Source organism: Paeniroseomonas aquatica (genome assembly GCF_030409335.1).
Lineage (GTDB): Bacteria > Pseudomonadota > Alphaproteobacteria > Acetobacterales > Acetobacteraceae > Belnapia > Belnapia aquatica.
On the sequence record NZ_JAUFPN010000184.1, the window covers coordinates 95,027 to 117,289 of the forward strand.

Here is a 22,263-nt window from a genome sequence, read left to right on the forward strand (position 1 = left end):
TGCGGCGGGGCGGGCGGGCATGGCCGGAGGCGTCCTGTCCGAAGGTCGCCGGAAGATGCCGCCGGGCGGTAAAGGAAGCGTAGCCGCCGAGGGCCGGTCCCGGCTCGGGCCGAGGCGCGGCGCCCGGGCCCGAGACGCATCGGGACGGCCATGCTATCGGCCGGGGATGTGTACCGTCCTCCTGCTGCACCGGCCCGGCCATGCCTTCCCGGTGCTGATCGCCGCCAACCGGGACGAACGGCTGGACCGTGCCTGGGACCCGCCCGCCGCCTGGTGGCCCGACCGGCCGGGGGTCGTCGGCGGCCGGGACCGGACGGCGGGCGGCACCTGGATGGCGGCGAGCTGCGCCGGGGTGGTGGCGACCGTGCTGAATCGGCCGGGAAGCCTGGGGCCGGCGCCGGGCCTGCGGTCCCGCGGCGAACTGCCGCTGCTGGCGCTGGCGGCGGGGACGGCCGCGGCAGGGGTGGCGGCGCTCGGCCGGCTGCCGGCGGCGGAATGGCGGCCCTTCAACATGGTGGTGGCGGATGCCGCGGGGGCCTGGTTCCTGCGCGGCACCGGCCAGGGGCGGCCGGCGGTGGAGCCGCTCGGGTCCGGGCTGCACATGGTGACGGCGCATGACCCGAACGACCTGGCCAGCCCGCGCACCGCCCGTCACCTGCCGCGCTTCCGCGCCGCGCCGGTGCCGCGGCCCGAGACCGGCGACTGGGCGGCCTGGGAGGCGCTGCTGGCCGATGCCGGCCAGGAGGGCGGCGCCGCCGCGGCGCTGCGGGTGCCGCCGATCGGGGGCTTCGGCACGGTATCGTCCAGCCTGCTGGCGATCGGGCGCGACGGCGGCCTGGACTGGCGCTTCGCCGCCGGCCCCGCCGGGGCGGCGCCCTTCCTGCCGGTGGCCATGGCCTGAACCGCGCCGGCCCAGCCCTGCTCAGCCCCGGCCGGCCCACCGGCCCGCCGGCATTTCCCCGAAGCCGGCCGGGGGGCCGTGGCGCCCCCGGCCACCCCTTGCTATACCCCACCCGCCGGAGCACCCGGGTCGGCCGGATCGCTCCGCGTTCGGCCATGGGTGCGCCTGCGGAAGTCGCCGACAGAAGGATACTCCACACCATGGCGCGACGCCGTCAGCTCTTTGAGGGCAAGGCCAAGATCCTGTTCGAAGGCCCCGAGCCCGGGACGCTGGTGCAGTACTTCAAGGACGACGCCACCGCCTTCCACTCGCAGAAGAAGGGCATCATCACCGGCAAGGGCGTGCTCAACAACCGCATCAGCGAATACCTGATGACCCGGCTGATGGAGATCGGCGTGCCGACCCATTTCATCCGACGGTTGAACATGCGCGAGCAGCTGATCCGCGAGGTCGAGATCATCCCTCTGATGATCGTGGTGCGCAACGTCGCCGCCGGCAGCCTGAGCACCCGGCTCGGCATCGCCGAGGGCACCCGCCTGCCCCGCTCGATCATCGAGTACTACTACAAGAACGAGGCGCTGAACGATCCGCTGGTCTGCGAGGAGCACATCACCGCCTTCGGCTGGGCGGCGACCCAGGACCTGGACGACATCGTCGCCCTGACCTTGCGGGTGAACGACTTCCTCACCGGGCTGCTGCTCGGCGTCGGCATCACCCTGGTCGACTTCAAGCTGGAATTCGGCCGGCTGTACGAGAACGACGAGATGCGGATCGTCCTGGCCGACGAGATCAGCCCGGACAATTGCCGGCTCTGGGACAGCAAGACCGGCGAGAAGATGGACAAGGACCGCTTCCGCCGCGACCTCGGCAAGGTCGAGGAAGGCTATCAGGAAGTGGCCCGCCGCCTCGGCATCCTGCCCGAGGCCGGGGTGCGAGACCTCAAGGGGCCGGAGATGATGCAATGAAGGCGCGCGTGACCGTCATGCCGAAGGCCGGCGTGCTCGACCCCCAGGGCAAGGCGATCGGCCATGCCCTCGCCGGCCTCGGCTTCCAGGGCGTCGGCGAGGTTCGCGCCGGCAAGGTGATCGAGCTCGAGCTGGCCGAGACCGACCCGGCCAAGGCCCGGGCCGAGGCCGAGGCGATGGCCCGAAAGCTGCTGGCCAACATGGTCATCGAGAGCTTCTCGGTGACCGTCGGCTGAGGCGATGAAGACATCGCTCTTCATCCTGGCGGGGCTGACGGTGCTGATCTCGATCGGCCTGCGCTGGCGCGAGGAGCGGGTCGGCGCGATGCGCCCGGCGGCCGGGCCCCGGCGCGGCTGGGTCGCGGCGCAGAAGCACAGGCTGAACCGCTGGCTGACCGCCGCCACCCTGGCGGCGGTGCTGACGTTACTGGTGCTGGGCGGCCTGCATTGGCTGAAGGTCTGGCAAGGGAGTTGAGCGGCATGCAGGCTGGAATCGTCCTTTTCCCCGGCACCAACCGGGAGCGCGACATGGCCCTGGCGCTGCAGCGGGTCACCGGCCGCAAGCCGGCGATGCTCTGGCACCGGGACACCGACTTGCCGGCCGGGACGGATCTGGTGATCCTGCCCGGCGGCTTCTCCTATGGCGACTACCTCCGCTGCGGCGCCATGGCGGCGCAGAGCCCGATCATGCGGGCGATCCGGGACTTCGCCGCCGGCGGCGGACATGTGCTCGGCGTCTGCAACGGCTTCCAGATGCTGGTCGAGGCCGGGCTGCTGCCCGGGGCGCTGCTGCGGAACGCCTCGCTGCGCTTCCTGTCGATGGACTGCCACCTGCGGGTCGAGCGGACCGATACGCCCTATACCCGGCATTTCCAGCGCGGCGCGGTGTTCCGCTCGACCATGGCGCATGGCGACGGCAACTACTTCGCCGACGAGGCGACGCTGGACCGGCTGGAGGGTGAGAATCTGGTCGCCCTGCGCTACGTGACGCCGGCCGGGGAGCCCACCGCCGCCGCCAACCGCAACGGGAGCGCCCGCAACATCGCCGGCGTCCTGTCGCCGAACCTGCGGGTGATGGGGCTGATGCCGCATCCGGAGAACCAGGTGGACCCGCTGATCGACGGCACCGACGGCCTGCCGCTGTTCGAGAGCCTGGCTGAGGCGCTGGCGGCGGCCTGAGGCCGCCTTGCTACTGCATCCGCGCCGCCTGCACCCGGCGGTTCAGCGACCGGCCGGACTCGCTGGCGTTGTCGGCGATCGGCTCATTCGGGCCGCGTCCCTCGGCGCCCAGGCGCTCGGCGCCGATGCCGCTGGCGACCAGCCATTGCCGGACGCTCTCGGCGCGGCGCTGCGACAGCGGCAGGTTGGTCGCCGCGGTGCCGGTGCTGTCGGTATGGCCGATCAGCCGCAGCCGCAGCGCCGGGTCGTTCACCAGCGCATCCCGCACCTGGTACAGCACCGGTGCCGCCGCCATGTCGAGGTCGGCCGAGCCGGTGCGGAAGGTGATGTAGAGCTGGACCTGGCCGGTCCGCTGCAGGCTCTCGGCCACCGGCGCCTGGACCGGCGCGCCGGCCTTGCCCGCGCGCGCATCGCCGGTGAAGCGGAAGCTGGCGCCATAGGCCCCGAAATTGTTGCTGGCGATGCCGTTGCGGGTGGTGCCGGGATAGCGCGCCGCACCGGGCAGCATCTGCAGCGCGACGCTGCCGCCGGTTTGCGCGATCATCCCGGCATGGACGGCGGCGCGGCAGGTGGCGCTGTCGGCGGTGTAGGTGTCGGTGCCCCAGACCGCGCCGCGCAGGGTGGCCTCGCCGGGGCAGAGGCAGCTCAGCTGCTCGTCGCTGTCGGCGAAGGCGCTCATGTTGTCGGGGCAGACCTGCGGCGCGCCCGGGGCGGCGGCCGCCTGGCGGCGCGGGTCGCCGCGGAAGCGGTAGCTGGCGCCGTAGGGCCCGTAATTGGTGCTGGCGACGCCGTTGCGGGTGGTGCCTGGATAGCGGGCCTCGCCGGGCAGCATCTCGAGCGTGACCGTCCCGCCCTGGCGGGGCAGCAGCCCGGCATGCAGCGCCGCCCGGCAGGTGGCGCTGTCCGCGGTGTAGGTATCGGTGCCCCAGACCGCGCCGCTGCCGGACTGCGCCGCGGGACAGGTGCAGGTCACCACCTCGGCGCTGTCGGCGAAGGCGGTCATGGTGTCGGGGCATTGGGTGATCTGCGTCTGGGTCGCGGCGGGCGCGGCCTGGGCCCGCACCGGCTCACCCTGGAAGCGGTAGCTGCCGCGGTAGCTGCCGTAGTTCTGGCTCTGCACCCCGTTGCGGGTGGTGCCGGGGTAGCGGGCCAGGCCCGGCAGCATCTCCACCGTCACCAGGCCGCCCTGGCGCCCGACCATGCCGGCATGCAGCGCGGCGCGGCAGGTCGCGCTGTCCGCGGTGTAGGTATCCGTCCCCCAGACCGAACCGGCGCCGAGCTGCGCCGCCGGGCAGAGGCAGCTGAGCACCTCGGCGCTGTCGGCGAAGGCGTCCATGTTGTCCGGGCACTGGGAGGGCGGCGCGGCGGCGACCGGCGCCTTCGGCGCCCCGTCCAGCTGCGCCGCGGCGGGGAATGCCAGCAGCGCGAAAAAGACCAAGGACAGAACCGCTCTCGGCATGGCAGGTGTTCCTCCAAGGCTACGGGACCGGCGCAGGCCATTTTCGCGGCGGATGCTATAACACCCCAACATTTCGCCCCCATGGGAATCTCGAACGCGTGAGCATCGAAACACTCGCACCCGCCAGGGCCAGCCAACTCGCCGCCGAATTCGGCCTGAAGCCGGACGAGGTGGAGCGTATGCTGGCCATCCTCGGCCGCTCTCCCTCCTTGACCGAGCTCGGCATCTTCTCGGTCATGTGGTCGGAGCACTGCTCCTACAAATCCAGCCGGGTCTGGCTGCGGGAGCTGCCGACCAAGGCGCCCTGGGTGGTGCACGGCCCGGGCGAGAATGCCGGCGTCATCGACATCGGCGGCGGGCTGGTCGCGGTCTTCAAGATGGAGAGCCACAACCACCCGAGCTTCATCGAGCCCTACCAGGGCGCGGCGACCGGGGTGGGGGGCATCCTGCGGGACGTCTTCACCATGGGCGCCCGGCCGATCGCCAACCTGAACGCGCTGCGCTTCGGCCTGCCCGGCGCGCCGCGGATGAAATCCACCATCGACGGCGTGGTCCGCGGCATCGGCGGCTACGGCAATTGCGTCGGCGTCCCGACAGTGGGCGGCGAGGTCAACTTCCACGCCGCCTACAACGGCAACCCCCTGGTCAACGCGATGACCGTCGGCATCGCACCGAAGGGCGGCATCTTCCTCAGCGCCGCCGCCGGCGTGGGGAATTCCGTGGTCTATGTCGGCTCGAAGACCGGCCGCGACGGCATCCACGGCGCCACCATGGCCAGCACCGAGTTCACCGCGGACTCGGAGGAGAAGCGCCCCACGGTGCAGATCGGCGACCCCTTCGCCGAGAAGCTGCTGATCGAGGCCTGCCTCGAGCTCATGCAGACCGACGCCATCGTCGCCATCCAGGACATGGGCGCCGCCGGCCTGACCTCCTCCTCCGTGGAGATGGCCGGCAAGGGCGGCGTCGGCATCGAGCTGGTGATGGACAACGTCCCCCAGCGCGAGGAGGGCATGACCGCCTACGAGATGATGCTCTCGGAGAGCCAGGAGCGGATGCTCATGGTGCTGCGCCCCGGCGCCGAGCACATCGCCGAGCGCATCTTCACCAAGTGGGAGCTGGATTTCGCGGTCATCGGCCACCTCACCGATACCGGCCACATCACCATCCGCCACAAGGGCATCCTGGAAGCCGATATCCCCCTCGCCCCGCTCGAATCCGAGGCGCCGCTCTATCGCCGGCCGACCGCCGAGACGCCGAAGCAGCCGGTGCTCCGGGCCGACGCGGTCGCCGACCCGGTCGGCATCGAGGCGGCCCTGCTGCAGCTGGTCGCCTGCCCCGACCTCTGCTCTCGCCGCTGGATCTGGGACCAGTACGACAGCATGGTCGGCGGCCAGACCGCCAAGCGCCCCGGCGCCGCCGATGCCGCGGTGGTGCGGCTGGAGGAGACCAGTCGCGCCCTGGCGCTGACCACCGACTGCACCCCGCGCTACTGCTTCGCCGACCCCGAGGAAGGCGGCCGCCAGGCGGTGGCCGAGGCCTGGCGCAACATCACCGCGACCGGCGCCCTGCCGCTGGCGATCACCGACAACATGAATTTCGGCAATCCCGAGAAGCCCGAGATCATGGGGCAGTTCGCCAGCGCCGTCCGCGGCATGGCCAGCGCCTGCATCGCCCTCGACTTCCCCGTCGTCTCCGGCAACGTCAGCCTCTACAACGAGACCGAGGGCAAGGGCATCCTGCCGACCCCCGCCATCGGCGGCGTCGGCGTGCTGGAGGACGTGGCGCTCGCCATGGGCCTCGCCATGCCGGAGGGCGCCGAGCTGGTGCTGATCGGCGAGACCCGCGGCTGGCTCGGCCAGTCGCTCTGGCTGCGGGAGATCGCCGGGCAGGAAGCGGGCGCCCCGCCGCCGGTGGATCTCGCCGCCGAGCGGCGCAACGGCGACTTCGTCCGGGCGCAGATCCTCTCCGGTACGGTGCGCGCCTGCCACGACTGCTCCGATGGCGGGCTGCTGGTGGCGGTCGCCGAGATGGCCATGGCCAGCGGCGTCGGCGCCACCCTGCAGGCCGGTCCGGACGCGACGCCCGCCCATGCCCACTGGTTCGGCGAGGACCAGTCGCGCTACGTTCTGGCGGTGCCGGATGCGGCCGCGCTGCTCGCCGCCGCCCGGGCGGCCGGGGTGCCGGCAACCCGCCTCGGCCGCAGCGGCGGGGAGGCCTTGGTTCTGCCGGGGGGCGCGTCCATATCCGTCGCGACACTGCGGCATGCGCATGAAGCGACCTTGCCGGCCTTGATGGGGAACTGACGGATGGCGATGCAACCGGCGGAAATCGAGGCGCTGATCAAGGCGGCGCTCCCCGATGCCGAGATCACCATCGAGGATCTGGCGGGGGACGGCGACCACTACGCCGCCACCGTCGTATCCGAAGCCTTCCGCGGCCGCAGCCGCGTCCAGCAGCACCAGCTCGTCTACGCCGCCCTCCGCGGCCGCATGGGGGGCGAGCTGCACGCCCTCGCCCTGCAGACCTCGGCCCCCGCCTGACAGACCCGTCCGGCCACCGGACGCCCGCCGACCAGAATGCCTTAACGGAGCAGATCCATGACCAATCCCGCCTTCGAGCGCATCGAGACCGACATCAAGGCCAATCCCGTGGTCCTCTACATGAAGGGCACCCCGGTCTTCCCGCAGTGCGGCTTCTCCGCCCGGGTGGTGCAGATCCTCTCCCACATCGGCGTGCCCTTCAAAGGCGTGAATGTCCTGGAGGACGCCGAGATCCGCGAGGGCATCAAGGCCTACGCGAACTGGCCGACCATCCCGCAGCTCTACGTTCAGGGCGAGTTCGTCGGCGGCTGCGACATCGTCATGGAGATGTACCAGGCCGGCGAGTTGCAGACCCTGATGAAGGACAAGGGCATCGCGGTCTCGGCCGAGGCCTGAGCGGAGCGCGGGGCGGGTCCTCCCGCCCCGCCACCCGGGCCGTCATTCCGCATCGGGATGAGCGAATTGAGTTCACAATTCTGACGCAACGGTGTTCCCTGCTCTCTGTTCCGTGAACAGAGCGAGCGAGGTCATCCTTTGCCGGATACGAACCAACCCTCCCCGACCCCCGCCGCGCTCGACCGCTCACACCTGGGGGAGCCGGCGGCCGAGGGTGCGACCTCCGACACAGACCTGCTTTTCGGCACGCCGGCCACGCCGCCGATCTGGCTCTGGCTGACCATCGAGCCGGCCGAGCTGGCGGCTCTGGAAGCCGCCTTGCTGCGGCACCTGCGCTCGCCGCTGTTCCCCTCCCGCATCGGGGAGGAGGCGGTCCGCCCCGGCGACGACGCCGGCCTGCTGGAATTCGCCACCCGCTTCGGTTCCATCTGCGGCCGCTTCGCCGAAGGCTCGGCCCTCGTCCTGACCGCCACGCGCATCGTCGCCGAACGCGGCGGGCCACTCTCCCGACAGGGCGCGCTGGCCTGCGTCGAGGCCCTGCAGCACCGCCTGCATGCCGAGGCCCGGGGCCTCGCCGGCAACCCGGCGAGGCTGCGGCAATTCGTCCTCGCGGCGCGGCTCTCGGCCGACCTGTGGCTGCGCTACATCCCCGGCCTGGAACAGGGGCGGCCCTTGCCGGCCCGGCTCGCGGAATTCCTGGAAGCGCCCGCCGCGCCGGCTCCTGCCCCGCCGCCCCCGGCGGCCCCGGCCGCGCCGGGGAGTCGCGCCATCGTGCTGCAGCCCTTCACCGCGCCCAACGACCGCAGCGAGTGGCAGTCCTACCAGCCGCTGACCACGCCCCTGCCGCTGCAGCGGGTCCCGAAGGAGGCCCTGGCCCGGCTCGCCACCCTCGCCGAGGCCGCCCCCGGCTTCGCCGCCCCCATCGCCGAGATCCGCCGCACCCTCGCCTTGGCCGCGCATGCCGGGCGTCCCTCCCCCCGGCTACGGCCGCTGCTGCTGGTCGGCCCGCCCGGCGTCGGTAAGACCTGGTTCGCCCGCCGGCTGGCCCAGGCGCTCGGCCTGCCCTTCGCCAGCCTCAACCTCGGCGGCGCCACCGACAACCGCTGCCTGCAGGGCACCGCCCGCGGCTGGTCCGCCACCACCCCGGCCTGGCCGATCTCCGAGATGGCCCGCCTCGCCGCGCCCAACCCGGTCTTCTTCCTCGACGAGATCGAGAAGGCCGGCGGCCAGCGCGACAGCAACGGCCGGGCGCACGACACGCTGCTGGCGATGATCGAGCCGGAAAGCGCGGCCGGCTGGTTCGACGAATGCCTGCGCACCGCGGCCGACCTGCGGCATGCCATCTGGGTCATGGCGGCGAACGAGACGCGCGGGATCTCCGCGCCGCTGCTCTCCCGCCTTTCGGTGCATCACATCGCCCCGCCCCCGGCCAGCGCCTTCGCCGGGACCTTCGCCAGCCTCCTGGCGGGCATCGCCGCCGACATGGGCTGCGAGGCGACCGATCTGCCACCGCTCGAGCCCGAGACCCGGGAGGCGCTGCGCCTGGGATTCGCCGGCCACCGCAACATGCGCCGGCTCCGGGCGCAGATGGAGGAGTGCCTCGGCATAGCGGCCGAGGCCGCACTGGCGGCACCGCGCTGCTGAGGCCTCCCCGGGCGGCGGCGTGGGAGGATGATTTGGCCCGCCGATGAGCCTAGATTGGCGGGATGAGCAGCTTCCTCTCCCTCTACCGTCACGGCTTCGCCCGGGTCGCCGCCTGTTCCACCCGCTGCGCCATCGCCGATCCGGCGACCAATGCCGGGACCATCCTGGCCATGGCGGCGCGCTGCGAGGCGCAGGGGGTCGCGGTCGCGGTCTTCCCGGAGCTCGGCCTGTCCGGCTACGCCATCGACGACCTGCTGCTGCAGGACCCGCTGCTCGATGCGGTGGAGGCCGCCACGGCGCGGCTGGTCGCCGCCTCGGGGGCCATCCGCACCCTGCTGCTGGTCGGTGCGCCGCTGCGCTGGCAGGGCCGCCTGTACAATTGCGCCCTGGCGATCCAGGGCGGCCGGCTGCTCGGCGTGGTGCCGAAGGTGCATCTGCCGAACTACCGGGAGTTCTACGAGCATCGCCACTTCGCCTCGGGCCAGGGCACCGGGGGCGGCCGCATCGCCCTCGCCGGGCAGGAGGCGCCCTTCGGCCCCGACCTGCTGTTCGCCGCGGCCGATATCCCCGGGCTGATCGTCCATGCCGAGATCTGCGAGGATGTCTGGGTGCCGGTGCCGCCGAGCTCGGAGGCGGCGCTGGCCGGCGCCACCGTGCTCGCCAACCTCTCGGCCAGCAACATCACCATCGGCAAGGCGGAAACCCGGCGGCTGCTGTGCCAGTCCCAATCCGCCCGCTGCCTCGCCGCCTATGCCTACGCCGCCTCCGGCCCCGGCGAATCGACCACCGACCTCGCCTGGGACGGCCAGTGCTCGATCTTCGAGAATGGAGCGATCCTGCGCGAGAGCGAGCGCTTCCCCACCGGCAACCAGATGGCGGTCGCCGACGTGGACCTCGACCTGCTGCGCCAGGAGCGCGCCCGCCAGGGCACCTTCGACGACAACCGCCGCCGCCAGCCCGGTGCCGCCAGCTTCCGCCGGGTGGAGTTCACCCTGGACCCGCCCGGCGGCGACCTCGGCTTCGAGCGGTCGATCGAGCGCTTCCCCTTCGTGCCGGCCGACCCCGCCCGGCTCGCCCAGGATTGCTACGAGGCCTACAGCATCCAGGTTTCCGGCCTGGAGCAGCGGCTGGTCGCGGCGCGGATCAAGCGGATCATCATCGGCGTCTCGGGCGGGCTCGATTCGACCCAGGCGCTGATCGTCGCCGCCAAGGCGATGGACCTGCTGGGCCGGCCGCGCACCGACATCATCGGCTATACCCTGCCCGGCTTCGGCACCAGCAGCGGCACCAAGGACAATGCCCACCGGCTGATGGCGGCGCTCGGCATCGATGCGCGGGAGCTGGATATCCGCCCGGCGGCGCGGCAGATGCTGGGCGACCTCGGCCACCCCTTCGGCCGCGGCGAGCCGGTCTACGACATCACCTTCGAAAACGTGCAGGCCGGGCTGCGGACCGACTACCTGTTCCGCGCCGCCAACCTGCATGACGGCATCGTCCTCGGCACCGGCGACCTGTCGGAGCTGGGCCTCGGGTGGTGCACCTACGGCGTCGGCGACCAGATGTCGCACTACAACGTCAATTCCGGCGTGCCCAAGACGCTGATCCAGCATTTGATCCGCTGGGTCATCGGTTCCGGCCAGTTCGACGCCGAGGTCAGCGCGACGCTGGACTCCATCGTGAATACGGAAATCTCGCCCGAGCTGGTCCCGGCGACGGAAGGCGAGCCGATGCAGAGCACCGAAGCCAAGGTCGGCCCCTATGCGCTGCAGGATTTCCATCTGTTCTACACGCTGCGCTACGGCTTCCGCCCTTCGAAGATCGCCTTCCTCGCCTTGCAGGCCTGGGGCGATGCGGCGCGAGGCGGCTGGCCGCCCGGCTTCCCCGAGGAGTCCCGCCGCGCCTTCCATCTGCCCGAGATCCGGCGCTGGCTGGAGGTCTTCATCCGCCGCTTCTTCGGCTTCAGCCAGTTCAAGCGTTCCGCCATGCCGAACGGCCCCAAGGTCTCGGCCGGCGGCTCGCTCTCGCCGCGCGGCGACTGGCGCGCACCCTCGGACGGCAATGCCAATGCCTGGCTCGAAGAATTGCGATCGAACGTACCGGAATAGGCCTGCATCCCGGCCGGCCCTGGCTCGTTTACAGGCCATGGCACAGGATACACTCCAGCATGGCCCGCTGACCGAACGCTGCCTGCACCTCTGCATCGACATGCAGAACCTCTTCACAGGCCAGACCGAGTGGCACACGCCCTGGATGCAGCGCGTGCTGCCGAAGGTCGAGCAGCTGGCCCAGGCGCATCCCGACCGCATCATCTTCACCCGTTTCATTCCCGCGGCACGCCCCGGCGAAGGCACCGGCACCTGGCGGCGCTACTGGGACCGCTGGCCCTCGATGACCCAGGCGCAACTGCCGCCCGACGCCATCGACCTGGTCCCCTCCCTGGCGCGGCTGGTGCCGCCGGCCGAGGTCTTCGACAAGCCGGTCTATTCCCCCTGGCTGGACGGTAGGCTGCATCGCCGGCTGCAGCAGCGGAATATCGATACCCTCATCGTCAGTGGCGCCGAGACCGATGTCTGCGTGCTGGCCGCGGTGCTGGGCGCGGTCGATCTCGGCTATCGGGTGGTGCTGCCGACGGATGCGCTCTGCAGCTCCTCGGACCACACCCATGACGCGCTGCTGACGCTCTACAACGAACGCTACGGCCAGCAGGTGGAAGCGGTCACGACCGGGCTGATCCTGCAGGAGTGGCGCTAGAGCGGGATGTCGACGTCGAGCAGCGGCGCATGCTGCTGCGCGCCGTAGACATCGGTGTCGCCGAAGTCCCCCGCCGGCACCAGCCGCGGCAGCGTCGCCTTGAAAGCGGAGGCGGTATCGTAGGGCGTGAACAGCACATCCGCCTCCGCCACGCTGTACAGCCGGGCGAAGAGCGCGGCGTTCAGCACGCCGGTCGCCTTGACCCGGCGGTAGACCGCCGGATCCTCAAACAGCACGTCGATCGTCACCATGAAGGGCCCGGCGTTCTTGCTCTTGCAGACCTGGGCGATGTCGCGGATCAGGGCCATCAGCCGACCTTCTCGTATTCGATGGGGAACATCTCGTAGGGATCGTCGGGCGCGACCACGTGGAAGATGCTGAAGCGGTAGAGTGCGCCGAGCGGGATGTCGGACGGCGAGAAGGGAAAGGCCATGTTGCCCTCCTTGCAGAGCCGGCCGGCGAAATCCGCGTGCAGCAGGCTGGTGCGGGCCATGGCCAGCACCGCATTGGCCACATCCTGGGTCTCGGCCAGCACCTCGACGATGAAGCCGAGCTCGTGCGAGGTGACCGTCTTCACCGGCTCCCACCCCGCCATGACCGCATCGCGGCCAATGGTGCGGACCGACATGCGGTAGCTCTCGGCGGGGACACCGAAATCCGCCGCCTTGGCCGCAACCTTGGCGCGGTGCGTCGCCAGGTAGTCGTCGATCTGGCTGATCAGCACCGGGTCGCGCGTCGCGCAGATGGTGATGGCGCGGTAGCCCGCCAGCTCCACGCCTTCGAGCTTCACGGTATAGGTCGCGGCCGGCGTCCAGCGCATGCCGGCGACCTTCACCACGCGGTCCGTCATCGCCTCGAAGGTGACGTCGCTGGTGTCGAGCAGCCCGCCCGGCTCGACATGGTGAATCGGGCTCGAGTTCTCATGCAGGGCGAAATTCGCCACCGAGAGCGGGGTGCAGCGGCGGATCGGGTTCGGCGGCTCGCAGGTAAGGTGATCGCCCTCGATCGTCACCAGCAGGCAGTCGGGCTCCTTCGGCGTGGTCGGCTCGGCGCCGCATTCCAGCATCTTGCCGGCGTACCAGCTCGGCGCCGGCGCCATGCCGGCGCGGATCGCGGGCGCCGCCCATTGCGCCGGGTCGCTGCTGCGGCCGGCGAGGATGACCTGCGCGCCGCCATCGAGCGCCCGGGCGATCGGCTCGGGCCCCATCATGCCGACGATGCGGGTGGCGCGGTCGATGGTCGCGGCATCGAGCGGCGGCAGCTTGGCCAGCGGCCGGGTGCGGCCGAGCCGTTCCGTCAGCCATGGCTTGTCCTGTTCCGCGTGGATCAGCGCCATGCGGAAGGACAGCTTCTCCTCGCGGGCGATCTCCCGCACCAGCGCCGCGGTATCCTGCAGGTGCGGCTCGCCGCCGGCGCCGCCGGAGGTGCCGATGATGCAGGGGATATTGGCCGCGACGGCGGCCTGCAGCATCAGCCGCAGGTCGCGCTTGACCGAGAGCCGCGAGCAGAAGGAGGTCCCGGCGCCGAGGTAGTGCGGGCCGGGATCGGTGCTGCCGCCGTCGCAGCCGATCACCTGCGGCTTGCGGGACATGCCGATACGCAGGGATTCCTCGGCATAGCCATAGCCGAGGATTCCGCTCGTCGAGAGCATCGTGAAGGTCTTCATTGTTTCGGCAACAGCCCCTCGCGGTCCGCCTTCGCCCAGCGTGCTTCGTCGTCGCGCAGCACCGCGGCCAGCGCCTCCAGATCCATCGGCGCCGGATCCACCGCCATGCTGTTGTAGCGGGCCTGCATGGCCGGCGTCGCGCTCAGTTCGGCACAGGCCTTGTTGAGCCGCACAGCGATGTCATGCGGCAGCTTGGCCGGGCCGAACAGGCCGGTCCAGCCGATGAAGAGGCACTCGGGCAGGCCGCATTCCACCAGGGTCGGGGTGTCCGGCAGGAAGGAGGAGCGTTCCGGCGAGGTGACGGCGATGACCTTCACCTTGCCGCCCGGCAGCAGCGGCATCGCCGTCGCGGTGCTGCCCCAGGCGAGCTTCAGATGGCCGCCGGTCAAATCCCCGAGGTAGGCGCCGCTGCCGCGATAGGGCACCTCGGTCAGGTCGATCCCGGCGACCTTGGCGAACTGATTGGCGGCATAGGAGGATTGCGCATCCGACGTGGCATGCGCGATCTCGCCCTTCGGCCGCGTCTTGGCATAGGCGATCAGGCTCCGCACGTCCTTGAAGGGCGCATCGACATTCGCCATCAGCACCAGCGGATAGCGCGCCAGCAGCGCGATCGGGGTGAAGTCGTTAGTCGGGTCGAAGGGCAGGTTCGGCACCATGTACCGGTTCATCACATGCGTGCTGGTGACGGCAACGAAGGAATAGCCATCGGCCGGGCTGCGGGCCACCGCCTCGGAGCCGACGATGCCATTGGCGCCGGGGCGGTTCTCCACCACGACGCTCTGGCCGAGCCGTCCGGTCAGCGCCTCCGCCATGGCGCGGGCGGTCAGGTCGGTGCCGCCGCCCGGCGCATAGGCGACGACGATACGCACCGGCCGGGTCGGCCACTGGCCCTGCGCCCGCGCGGCGGGCGCCGCCGCCAGCCCCATCGCCGCAGCCGCCAGCCCACGCCTGCTCCAGTTGCTCATCGTGCGTTCCTCCATTCGCCGTGCCGGGGCCGTTCCAGCCCCAGGTTCTCGCGCAGCGTATTGCCGGCATAGTCGCGGTGATAGAGACCGCGGCGCTGCATCTCCGGCACCACCATGCGGGTGAAATCCTCGAAGGATCCCGGGTTCTGCGAGGCCACCAGCACGAAGCCGTCGCAGGCGCGGCCCTGGAACCAGGTCTCCATCTGGTCCACCACCTGCGTCGGCGTGCCGGTGAAGTTCGGGAATTCGCGCGTCGTGCCGCGGCCGGAGAAGGTGACGAAATCCCGCACCGTCGGATTGGCCTTGCCGCTGAGCGAGACGATGCGGTCCTTGAACCCGCCCCAGGACAGGCCGGCGAGCTCGGCGTCGGTGAAGGGCTCGTCCATCGGCTTCGAGGCGAAGTCGAAGTTCAGCGCCTCAGACAGCAGCACCACGCCATCCTCGGCGGTTGCGAGGGATTCCGTGTAGCGGCGCTTCTCCTCGGCGATCTCGGCGGTCTCGCCCACGTTCACGTAGCAGGCGGGCGCCACCGTCACGCTGTCGGGGTCGCGGCCGGACTCCTTCACCGCGGCCTTCAGGTCGGCATACTGCTTCTTGCCGGCGGCGAGGTTCGGGTAGACCACGAAGATCAGCTCTCCCCAGCGCCCGGCGAAGCGGCGGCCGCGGCCGGACTGCCCGGCCTGGATCAGCACCGGATGGCCCTGCGGGCTGCGCGGCACCGGCAGCGGGCCATGGGTGCGGAAGAACTTGCCCTCGTATTTCACCGGCCGGACCTTGCTGGCATCGGCGAAGCGCCCGCTGACCTTGTCCAGCAGGATGGCGTCGTCGTCCCAGCTGTCCCAATGGCCCATGACCGCTTCCATGAACTCGTCGGCACGGTCGTAGCGGAGGTCGTGCTCGAGGTGCTCGGTGCGGCCGAAATTCGCCGCCTCGCTGTCGTTCAGCGAGGTCACGACATTCCAGGCGGCCCGCCCCCGGGTCATCAGATCCAGCGTCCCGAACAGTCGGGCGACGTGGAAGGGCTCGTAGTAGGTGGTCGAGTAGGTGCCGCCGAGACCGAGCTTCGAGGTCACCGCCGACATCACCGCCAGGATGGTCGCCGGGTCCATCTTCACCACCCGGATGCCGTTCTCCACCGCCGCCACGTGGTCGCGGCCGTAGATGTCGGGCATCGCCAGGCGGTCATCGAAGAAGGCGAGGTGGAACTTGCCATCCTCGAGCACGCGTGCGACGCGGGTGAAATAGTCCGGCGTCAGGAAGTCCGTCGCCGCATTCGGGTGTCGCCAGGATCCGGGCGCGATGGAGCAGTTCTGCGCCTGCAGAAAGCCCACCATCTTGATCGTGCGTTCCATGCTGTCTGCTCCCGCTCAGATGGCGCCGCTGCGGCGCAGCGCGTCGATGTCCCCGGCCAGCAGGCCGAGCCAGTCGTTGAGGATCGTCTGCGTGTCGGCGCCCCGCGCGCGGCCGGCATGGCGGAAGGTGGCCGGCGTCGCGGTCAGCCGCGGCACCGCCGCCGGCAGCGCCAGCTCCCCGGCACGTTCGTCCACCACCCGCAGGATGTTCTCCCGCGCGGCGAAATGCGCATCCTCGAAGATATCGGCGATGCTGTTGATCGGCCCCCAGGGGACGTCCGCCGCATCGCAGGCGACGCCGAGTTCCTCCATCGTCATGCCCGCGGCCCAATCGGCCACCAGCCCGTTGCATTCCGAACGGCGGGCGATGCGCTGCGCCGTGGTCTGCATCTGGTCGGCATTGGTCAGCTCCGGCTTGCCCATGGCGCCGGCCAAGCGCGCGAAGATCTTGTCGCTGGTGCAGGCGATGGCGACCCAGCGGCCCTCGCTGGTCTGCCAATGGCCATGCGGCACCACCGTCGGCACGTCGGCGCCCATGCGTTCCCGCACGAAACCCGTCTTGGCATAGGCCGGGGCGATCTCGTCCAGCAGCCGGAACACGGATTCGTACAAGCCGATATCCACGTCCTGGCCGATGCCGGTCCGCTCCGCGACCCGCAGCGACATCAGCACGCCGACCGCGCCCCAGATGCCGGAGAGATAGTCGGCCAGCGAGGTCGAGCCCGGCACCACCGGCTTGCCGTCCGGCTCGCCCGCCAGGTAGCTCAACCCGCCGAAGCCATGCGCCACGCGGGCGAAGCCCGGCAGCCCGCGCTTCGGCCCGGTCTGGCCATAGGCGGAGACCCGCAGCACCACCAGCTTCGGGTTGATCTCCCGCAGCAGGTCCGGGCCGAGGCCCCATTTCTCGAGCGTGCCGGGGCGGAAATTCTCGAGCAGCACGTCGGATTGCGCGATCAGCTTGCGGAACACCGCGGCCCCCTCGGGGTGCCGAAGGTCGAGCGTCATGCACTGCTTGTTCCGCGCCTCGCTCAGCCAGGCAAGCGTGTCGCCGCATTCGGTCTGGGTGCCGAAGGCGCGCATGGGGTCGCCGAGCTTCGGATGCTCGATCTTCAGCACCGTCGCGCCGAAGTCGGCGAGGATGGTGCCGGCGAAGGGCGCGGCGAGGAAGGTGGCGATGTCCAGCACCTTCACCCCCGCCATCGGTTGTGGCTTGGTCATGCTGTCTCTCCTGCCTGTCGCAATATGTCGCGCGCCATCAGCGCATGGACCGCATCCACCATCATGCCATCCTCGCTTGCCGCGCCGGCGCCGGCGGCTTCCGCCCGCGCCAGCACCGCCAGGATCTTCCGGGCCCACTCGATCCGTGCCGCATCCGGCGAGAAGACCGCATTGATCGGCGCGATCTGGTCCGGGTGGATCGCCCATTTGCCGTCGTAGCCCAGCGCCCGCGACCGCGTGGCGGAGGCCCTGAGCCCCGCCTCGTCGCGGAAATTCGCATAGACCGCGTCGATCGGCCGCACGCCGGCGGCACGGCACGCATTGGCGATGCGGGCCAGGGCGTAGTGCCACTGGTCGTTGGCCGCGCCGTCCAGCGCGTAGTCGGGGTTGGGCTGGCCAACCACCGTATCCGGCGTGCGCATCTCCCGCATGTAGTCGCCGAGGCCGAAGATCACCGTCTCCAGCCGCGGATGCGCCGCGGCGATCTCCTCCACCCGGCCGACGCCCTTCGCGGTCTCGACCAGCGCCGCGATGCCGATCGGCCTTCCGCCGCCGCGCGCCTGCTCCACCCCGTCCAGCAGGGTCGCGAGGAAGCGGATGTCGAAGGCCTCGCTCGACTTCGGCAGCACGATGCGGTCGAGCCGCGGGCAGGCCGCAGCGACCTCGACGATGTCGCGGTGGCACCAGGGCGTGCCGAGCCCATTGACCCGGACCGACATGATCCGCCCGCCCCAGTCCACCTCATTCAACGCCGCGATCGCCGCCGCCCGCGCCTCATCCTTGCGGTCCGGCGCCACGCCATCCTCGAGGTCGAGGACGATCGCATCCGCCGCGCTTGCCGCCGCCTTGGCGAAGAACTTGCCCGAGGTCGCCGGCACCGACAGCTCGCTCCGCTGCGGCAACCTCGCCCGGGCCTCGACGCACCCCTGCTCCGGTGTCACCCTGCGCCCTCCATGTCGGTCAACCTCAAGCTGCTGAACGCCTTCCTGCTGGTCGCCGAGCACCGCAGCTTCCGCCGCGCGGCGGAGCTGTCGCGCCGCAGCCAGTCCGCGCTCAGCCTGCAGGTGCGGGAGCTGGAGGCGCAGCTCGGCGCCTCGCTCTTCCACCGCACCACCCGCGCCGTGAGCCTGACGCGAGAGGGCGAGGCGCTGCTGCCGCATGCCCGCCGTGCCCAGGCCGAGCTCGATGCCGGGCTGCGCCGGGTCCGCGCCGCGGCGGCGATGGAGGGCGGCCGGGTCGCGCTCGGCTGCGCCCCGCATATCGCCATCGTCGCCCTGCCGTCGGTGGTCGCCGGCTTCCGCCTCGCCCACCCCGATGTCGCCATCAGCATCCGCGAGGCGCTGCAGGCCGAGGTGCTGGAGGCGGTGCGCCGGCAGGACCTCGATTTCGGCATCGGCCCGCGGCCGGCCAATGCGCCCAGCCTGACCTTCGCCCCGCTGCGGGAGGAAGCCATCCTCGCCCTTGCTCCGCCGCGCTTCGCCCCGCGCGGGGCGCGCAGCATCGGCCTGGCCGCGCTCGGCGCCCTGCCGCTGATCGTCACCGCCGGCACCAACAGCCTGCGCGCGATGATCGAGGAGGCCGCCGCCAGCATCGGCGTCTCCTTCGAGATCCGCTGCGAGGTGCAGATGCCGGGCACCGCCCTGGCGCTGGCCGAGGCCGGGGTCGGCGTCGCCATCATCCCGGAATTGTCACTGCCCCGCGGCCGGATCGCCGGCCTCAAGGTATTGCAGATCACCGACCCGCCGCTGATGCGGGAGGTCGGCATCGTCCAGCTGCGCGGCAACCGTCCGTCGCCGGCGGTCGCGGCCTTCCTGGCACTGCTGGAGGCGCAGCTCTCGGCCAGGCCTGGTTGATCGGACATCGCGCTCCCACCCCGCGCCTTGGACCGGCGCTTCAAGGCCATCGAAGCGCCTGCCGCCGCCGGATCACAAGCGAGTTTCGGCAACCGATTGATCGCATTTCCCGATCAACCTCCGGCGGCTCGACAGCGGGGCGAAACCGTTCCAGCCTTGCCCCCGGCAGATCGGGGGAAGCGCCATGGCGGATGCACTGGGCAGTGGCGACTACCGCTACGAACCGGTCCCCGGTTGGGGCCGCCTGCCGGAAGGCTGGCAGCTGCGCGACGTCGGCGCCGTGGCGGTCGATAGCCAGGACCGCGTCTATGTCTTCAACCGCGGCGAATACCCGATGGTGGTCTTCGACCGTGACGGCAAATTCCTGACCTCCTGGGGCGAGGGCCTGTTCGCCCGCGCGCATGGCCTGCACATGGGCCCCGACGACACGCTCTGGTGCACCGACGACGGCGACCACACCGTCCGCCGCTGCACCCTGGATGGCCGCGTGCTGATGACCCTCGGCGTCCCCGGACGGCCCTCGCCCTACATGGGCGGGATGCCCTTCAACCGCTGCACCCATACCGCGCTGTCGCCGGAGGGCGACATCTACGTCTCCGACGGCTACGGCAATGCCCAGGTCCACAAGTACTCGTCCAATGGAAAATACCTCTTTTCTTGGGGTGGCTCCGGCACCGAGCCCGGTCAGTTCAACCTGCCGCACAACATCGCCTACGATGCCGATGGCTGGGTCTACGTGGCGGACCGCGAGAGCCACCGCGTGCAGATCTTCAACGGCGACGGCCGCTACGAGACGCAGTGGAACAACCTGCACCGGCCCTGCTCGATCTTCCTCGGCAAGGGCCGCTGCCCCGTCTGCTACGTCGGCGAACTCGGCCCCGCGCTGGCGGTGAACATCACGGCGCCGAATCTTGGCCCGCGCGTCAGCGTCCTCTCGCATGAGGGCAAGCTGCTGTCCCGCTTCGGCGAGCTCGGCGAGGGCGAGGGGCAGTTCCTCTCGCCGCATGGGCTGGCGGTGGACAGCCACGGCGACATCTATGTCGGCGAAGTCGCCTATACCGCCTGGCCGCGCTACCACGGCGGCGCCGCGCCACCCGATGGCCTCCGCAGCCTGCAGAAATTCTGACGGCTCCCGTCATGATGCACCGCCGCGTCCTATTGGCCCTGACGCTCCTGCTGCCCGGCTGCCTCGGCGAGGAAATCCCGGCGCCGCCGGCCGGCGCGCTCGACCAGGCCGCGCCGAGTGGGCCGCATACCGCCATCGCTGCCCGGAGCTTCCCGCTGCCCGCGGCGCGGCTGTTCACCGCCATCACCGCCGTCGCCGCGACCGAACCCCGCACCGAGCCGCTGACCGCCTATGCTGACCGGCTGGAGGCCAGCTTCGTCGCCCGCAGCCGCGTCTTCGGCTTCCCCGACGTCATCCTCCTGCGCGTCACCCCGCAGGGGGAGGCGGCCAGCACGCTGACGCTGCATTCCTCCAGCCTTTACGGCTATTCCGACTTCGGGGTGAACGGCCGCCGGCTGGAGCATTGGCTGGCACGGCTGAGGACGGTGCTGCCGCCGTGAAAGCAAGAACCGGGGAGAAGATATTCTCCCCGGGCCCTTCATCTATTTCTGGGAGTCGCACCTACCGCGCGGCGGGTGCCGGACTCAGAAAAAACAATGGAGGGGTTTGGGGAGGAAATGCTTTCCTCCCCAACCTTTCCGTCACGAACGCAACCCCGGCGCCTCCTGCCCCGTCCGCGCCACGTATTCGGTGTAGCCGCCGCCATACTGGTGGATGCCCTCAGGCGTCAGCTCCAGCACCCGGTTCGACAGCGCCGCCAGGAAGTGACGGTCGTGCGAGACGAAGAGCATGGTGCCTTCGTACTGCGCCAGCGCCGCGATCAGCATCTCCTTGGTCGCCATGTCGAGGTGGTTGGTCGGCTCGTCCAGCACCAGGAAATTCGGCGGGTCGTAGAGCATCTTCGCCATGACCAGCCGTGCCTTCTCGCCGCCCGAGAGCACCCGGCAGCGCTTGCCCACCTCGTCGCCGGAAAAGCCGAAGCAGCCCGCGAGCGCACGGAGCGAGCCCTGCCCGGCCTGGGGAAAGGACGCCTCCAGCGCCTGGAACACGGTAAGGTCGCCATCCAGCAATTCCATGGCGTGCTGGGCGAAGTAGCCGAGCTTCACGCTGCCGCCGAGCGCCACGCTGCCGGCATCGGGTTCGGTCGTGCCGGTGACCAGCTTCAGCAGCGTCGACTTGCCGGCGCCGTTCACGCCGAGCACCGCGCAGCGCTCCCGCCGCCGCACCAGCAGGTCGAGGCCCTCATAGATCACCCGGCTGCCGTAGCGCTTGTGCACGCCCTTCAGGTTCACCACGTCGTCGCCCGAGCGCGGCGCCGGCTGGAATTCGAAGGTGACGGTCTGCCGCCGCTTCGGCGGCTCCACCCGCTCGATCTTGTCCAGCTTCTTCACCCGGCTCTGCACCTGCGCCGCGTGGGAGGCGCGGGCCTTGAAGCGCTCGATGAACTTGATCTCCTTGGCCAGCATCGCCTGCTGCCGCTCGAACTGCGCCTGCTGGTGCTTCTCGCTCAGCGCCCGCTGCTGCTCGTAGAATTCGTAGTCGCCGGAATAGGCGGTCAGGCTGCCGCCATCGATCTCGACGATGCGGTTGACGATGCGGTTCATGAACTCGCGGTCGTGCGAGGTCATCAGCAGCGCGCCGTCGTAACCCCGCAGGAAATTCTCGAGCCAGATCAGGCTCTCGAGGTCGAGGTGGTTGCTCGGCTCATCGAGCAGCATCACGTCGGGCCGCATCAGCAGGATGCGGGCGAGCGCCACGCGCATCTTCCAGCCGCCCGAGAGCGCGCCGACATCGCCCTCCATCATCTCCTGGCTGAAGCTGAGCCCGGCCAGCACCTCGCGCGCGCGGCCGTCCAGCTCGTAGCCGCCGAGCTGCTCGAAGCGCGCCTGGACCTCGCCGAAGCGCTCGATGATCGCTTCCAGCGCGTCGGCCTGCTCCGGGTCGGCCATGGCGGCCTCCAGCGCCGCCAGCTCGGCGGCGACCGTGCTCACGTCGCCGGCGCCGTCCATCACCTCGGCGACGGCGCTGCGGCCCGACATCTCCCCCACGTCCTGGCTGAAGAAGCCGATGCTGACGCCGCGGTCCACCAGGACCTGGCCCTCGTCCGGCTGCTCATCGCCGGTGATCATGCGGAACAGGGTGGACTTGCCGGCACCGTTGGGGCCGACCAGCCCGGTCTTCTCCCCCCGCTGGAGCGCCGCCGAGGCCTCGATGAAGAGGATCTGCTGGCCGTTCTGCTTGCTGATGGAATCGAGGCGGATCATGGGGTCCCGGGGCCTGGGGCGGTTGCGCCGCGCTTATGGCAC

General features: G+C 70.7%; 22 protein-coding genes. 14 read left to right on the forward strand and 8 right to left on the reverse strand.

Features of this window, described 5'->3' with window-relative positions:
- Positions 1-166 precede the first annotated feature (166 nt).
- From QWZ14_RS21655 to purQ, 5 genes are all read left to right on the forward strand, one after another.
- A complete protein-coding gene (locus tag QWZ14_RS21655; protein WP_290318991.1) occupies positions 167-901 on the forward strand; it encodes an NRDE family protein in 735 nt (244 codons plus the stop codon).
- Between the two features lie 200 nt (positions 902-1,101).
- Complete coding sequence (purC, locus tag QWZ14_RS21660; protein WP_290318992.1) at positions 1,102-1,866, forward strand: phosphoribosylaminoimidazolesuccinocarboxamide synthase; 765 nt, start codon at positions 1,102-1,104, stop codon at positions 1,864-1,866.
- A complete protein-coding gene (gene purS, locus QWZ14_RS21665) occupies positions 1,863-2,102 on the forward strand; it encodes a phosphoribosylformylglycinamidine synthase subunit PurS (protein WP_290318994.1) in 240 nt (79 codons plus the stop codon). Before purC ends, purS begins: the two co-directional genes overlap by 4 nt.
- 4 nt (positions 2,103-2,106) lie before the next feature.
- Positions 2,107-2,340, forward strand: a complete 234-nt coding sequence (locus QWZ14_RS21670; protein ID WP_290318995.1) for a hypothetical protein — start codon at positions 2,107-2,109, stop codon at positions 2,338-2,340.
- A 5-nt stretch (positions 2,341-2,345) separates the two neighbouring features.
- A complete protein-coding gene (gene purQ / locus QWZ14_RS21675) occupies positions 2,346-3,044 on the forward strand; it encodes a phosphoribosylformylglycinamidine synthase subunit PurQ (RefSeq protein WP_290318996.1) in 699 nt (232 codons plus the stop codon).
- A gap of 10 nt (positions 3,045-3,054) precedes the next feature.
- Here purQ and QWZ14_RS21680 read toward each other — a convergent pair whose 3' ends face one another.
- Positions 3,055-4,503 carry an LCCL domain-containing protein gene (locus QWZ14_RS21680; protein ID WP_290318997.1) on the reverse strand — a complete coding sequence of 483 codons (1,449 nt, stop codon included), beginning with the start codon at positions 4,501-4,503 and terminating at the stop codon, positions 3,055-3,057.
- 104 nt (positions 4,504-4,607) lie between these two features.
- Between QWZ14_RS21680 and purL the strand changes: the two genes are divergently transcribed.
- The 6 genes from purL to QWZ14_RS21710 all read left to right on the forward strand — a co-directional run bounded on the left by purL (position 4,608) and on the right by QWZ14_RS21710 (position 11,834).
- Positions 4,608-6,806 carry a phosphoribosylformylglycinamidine synthase subunit PurL gene (purL, locus tag QWZ14_RS21685; protein ID WP_290319117.1) on the forward strand — a complete coding sequence of 733 codons (2,199 nt, stop codon included), beginning with the start codon at positions 4,608-4,610 and terminating at the stop codon, positions 6,804-6,806.
- A 3-nt stretch (positions 6,807-6,809) separates the two neighbouring features.
- Entirely contained in the window at positions 6,810-7,043 is a 234-nt protein-coding gene (locus tag QWZ14_RS21690) for a BolA family protein (RefSeq protein ID WP_290318998.1), read from the forward strand.
- 57 nt (positions 7,044-7,100) lie between these two features.
- A complete protein-coding gene (grxD, locus tag QWZ14_RS21695) occupies positions 7,101-7,439 on the forward strand; it encodes a Grx4 family monothiol glutaredoxin (protein ID WP_290319000.1) in 339 nt (112 codons plus the stop codon).
- Between the two features lie 138 nt (positions 7,440-7,577).
- Positions 7,578-9,083, forward strand: coding sequence for an AAA family ATPase (locus tag QWZ14_RS21700; RefSeq protein WP_290319001.1), 1,506 nt, complete (start codon positions 7,578-7,580; stop codon positions 9,081-9,083).
- 62 nt (positions 9,084-9,145) lie between these two features.
- Positions 9,146-11,188, forward strand: a complete 2,043-nt coding sequence (locus tag QWZ14_RS21705; protein ID WP_290319002.1) for an NAD(+) synthase — start codon at positions 9,146-9,148, stop codon at positions 11,186-11,188.
- Positions 11,189-11,225: 37 nt separating this feature from the next.
- Positions 11,226-11,834, forward strand: coding sequence for a cysteine hydrolase family protein (locus QWZ14_RS21710; protein WP_290319003.1), 609 nt, complete (start codon positions 11,226-11,228; stop codon positions 11,832-11,834).
- On the opposite strand, the gene QWZ14_RS21715 is transcribed toward QWZ14_RS21710, so the two are convergent.
- The 6 genes from QWZ14_RS21715 to QWZ14_RS21740 are packed head-to-tail and all read right to left on the reverse strand — an operon-like array spanning position 11,831 to position 17,979.
- Positions 11,831-12,142: a DUF4387 domain-containing protein gene (locus QWZ14_RS21715; RefSeq protein WP_290319004.1), complete on the reverse strand. Its 312-nt coding sequence runs from the start codon at positions 12,140-12,142 to the stop codon at positions 11,831-11,833. The genes QWZ14_RS21710 and QWZ14_RS21715 overlap by 4 nt on opposite strands.
- Positions 12,142-13,500 carry an acyclic terpene utilization AtuA family protein gene (locus tag QWZ14_RS21720; RefSeq protein ID WP_290319005.1) on the reverse strand — a complete coding sequence of 453 codons (1,359 nt, stop codon included), beginning with the start codon at positions 13,498-13,500 and terminating at the stop codon, positions 12,142-12,144. Before QWZ14_RS21720 ends, QWZ14_RS21715 begins: the two co-directional genes overlap by 1 nt.
- A complete protein-coding gene (locus QWZ14_RS21725) occupies positions 13,497-14,468 on the reverse strand; it encodes a Bug family tripartite tricarboxylate transporter substrate binding protein (protein WP_290319006.1) in 972 nt (323 codons plus the stop codon). The genes QWZ14_RS21720 and QWZ14_RS21725 overlap by 4 nt, the downstream gene beginning before the upstream one ends.
- Entirely contained in the window at positions 14,465-15,820 is a 1,356-nt protein-coding gene (locus QWZ14_RS21730) for an LLM class flavin-dependent oxidoreductase (RefSeq protein WP_290319007.1), read from the reverse strand. Before QWZ14_RS21730 ends, QWZ14_RS21725 begins: the two co-directional genes overlap by 4 nt.
- Positions 15,821-15,835: 15 nt before the next feature.
- Positions 15,836-17,038 (reverse strand): CaiB/BaiF CoA transferase family protein, encoded by a 1,203-nt coding sequence (locus tag QWZ14_RS21735; RefSeq protein ID WP_290319009.1) that lies wholly within the window; start codon positions 17,036-17,038, stop codon positions 15,836-15,838.
- The gene (locus QWZ14_RS21740) at positions 17,035-17,979 is read right to left on the reverse strand and encodes an HpcH/HpaI aldolase/citrate lyase family protein (RefSeq protein WP_290319010.1); all 945 of its coding nucleotides are present in this window, start codon (positions 17,977-17,979) and stop codon (positions 17,035-17,037) included. Before QWZ14_RS21740 ends, QWZ14_RS21735 begins: the two co-directional genes overlap by 4 nt.
- 12 nt (positions 17,980-17,991) lie before the next feature.
- On the opposite strand from QWZ14_RS21740, the gene QWZ14_RS21745 reads away from it, so the two are divergent.
- The 3 genes from QWZ14_RS21745 (at position 17,992) to QWZ14_RS21755 (ending at position 20,457) form a co-directional block, all read left to right on the forward strand.
- The gene (locus QWZ14_RS21745; RefSeq protein ID WP_290319011.1) at positions 17,992-18,891 is read left to right on the forward strand and encodes a LysR family transcriptional regulator; all 900 of its coding nucleotides are present in this window, start codon (positions 17,992-17,994) and stop codon (positions 18,889-18,891) included.
- A 184-nt stretch (positions 18,892-19,075) separates the two neighbouring features.
- Positions 19,076-20,017: a peptidyl-alpha-hydroxyglycine alpha-amidating lyase family protein gene (locus QWZ14_RS21750; RefSeq protein WP_290319012.1), complete on the forward strand. Its 942-nt coding sequence runs from the start codon at positions 19,076-19,078 to the stop codon at positions 20,015-20,017.
- 11 nt (positions 20,018-20,028) lie between these two features.
- Entirely contained in the window at positions 20,029-20,457 is a 429-nt protein-coding gene (locus QWZ14_RS21755; protein ID WP_290319013.1) for a DUF1499 domain-containing protein, read from the forward strand.
- A 141-nt stretch (positions 20,458-20,598) separates the two neighbouring features.
- On the opposite strand, the gene QWZ14_RS21760 is transcribed toward QWZ14_RS21755, so the two are convergent.
- Positions 20,599-22,221 (reverse strand): ABC-F family ATP-binding cassette domain-containing protein, encoded by a 1,623-nt coding sequence (locus tag QWZ14_RS21760; RefSeq protein WP_290319014.1) that lies wholly within the window; start codon positions 22,219-22,221, stop codon positions 20,599-20,601.
- Between the last annotated feature and the right edge of the window lie 42 nt (positions 22,222-22,263).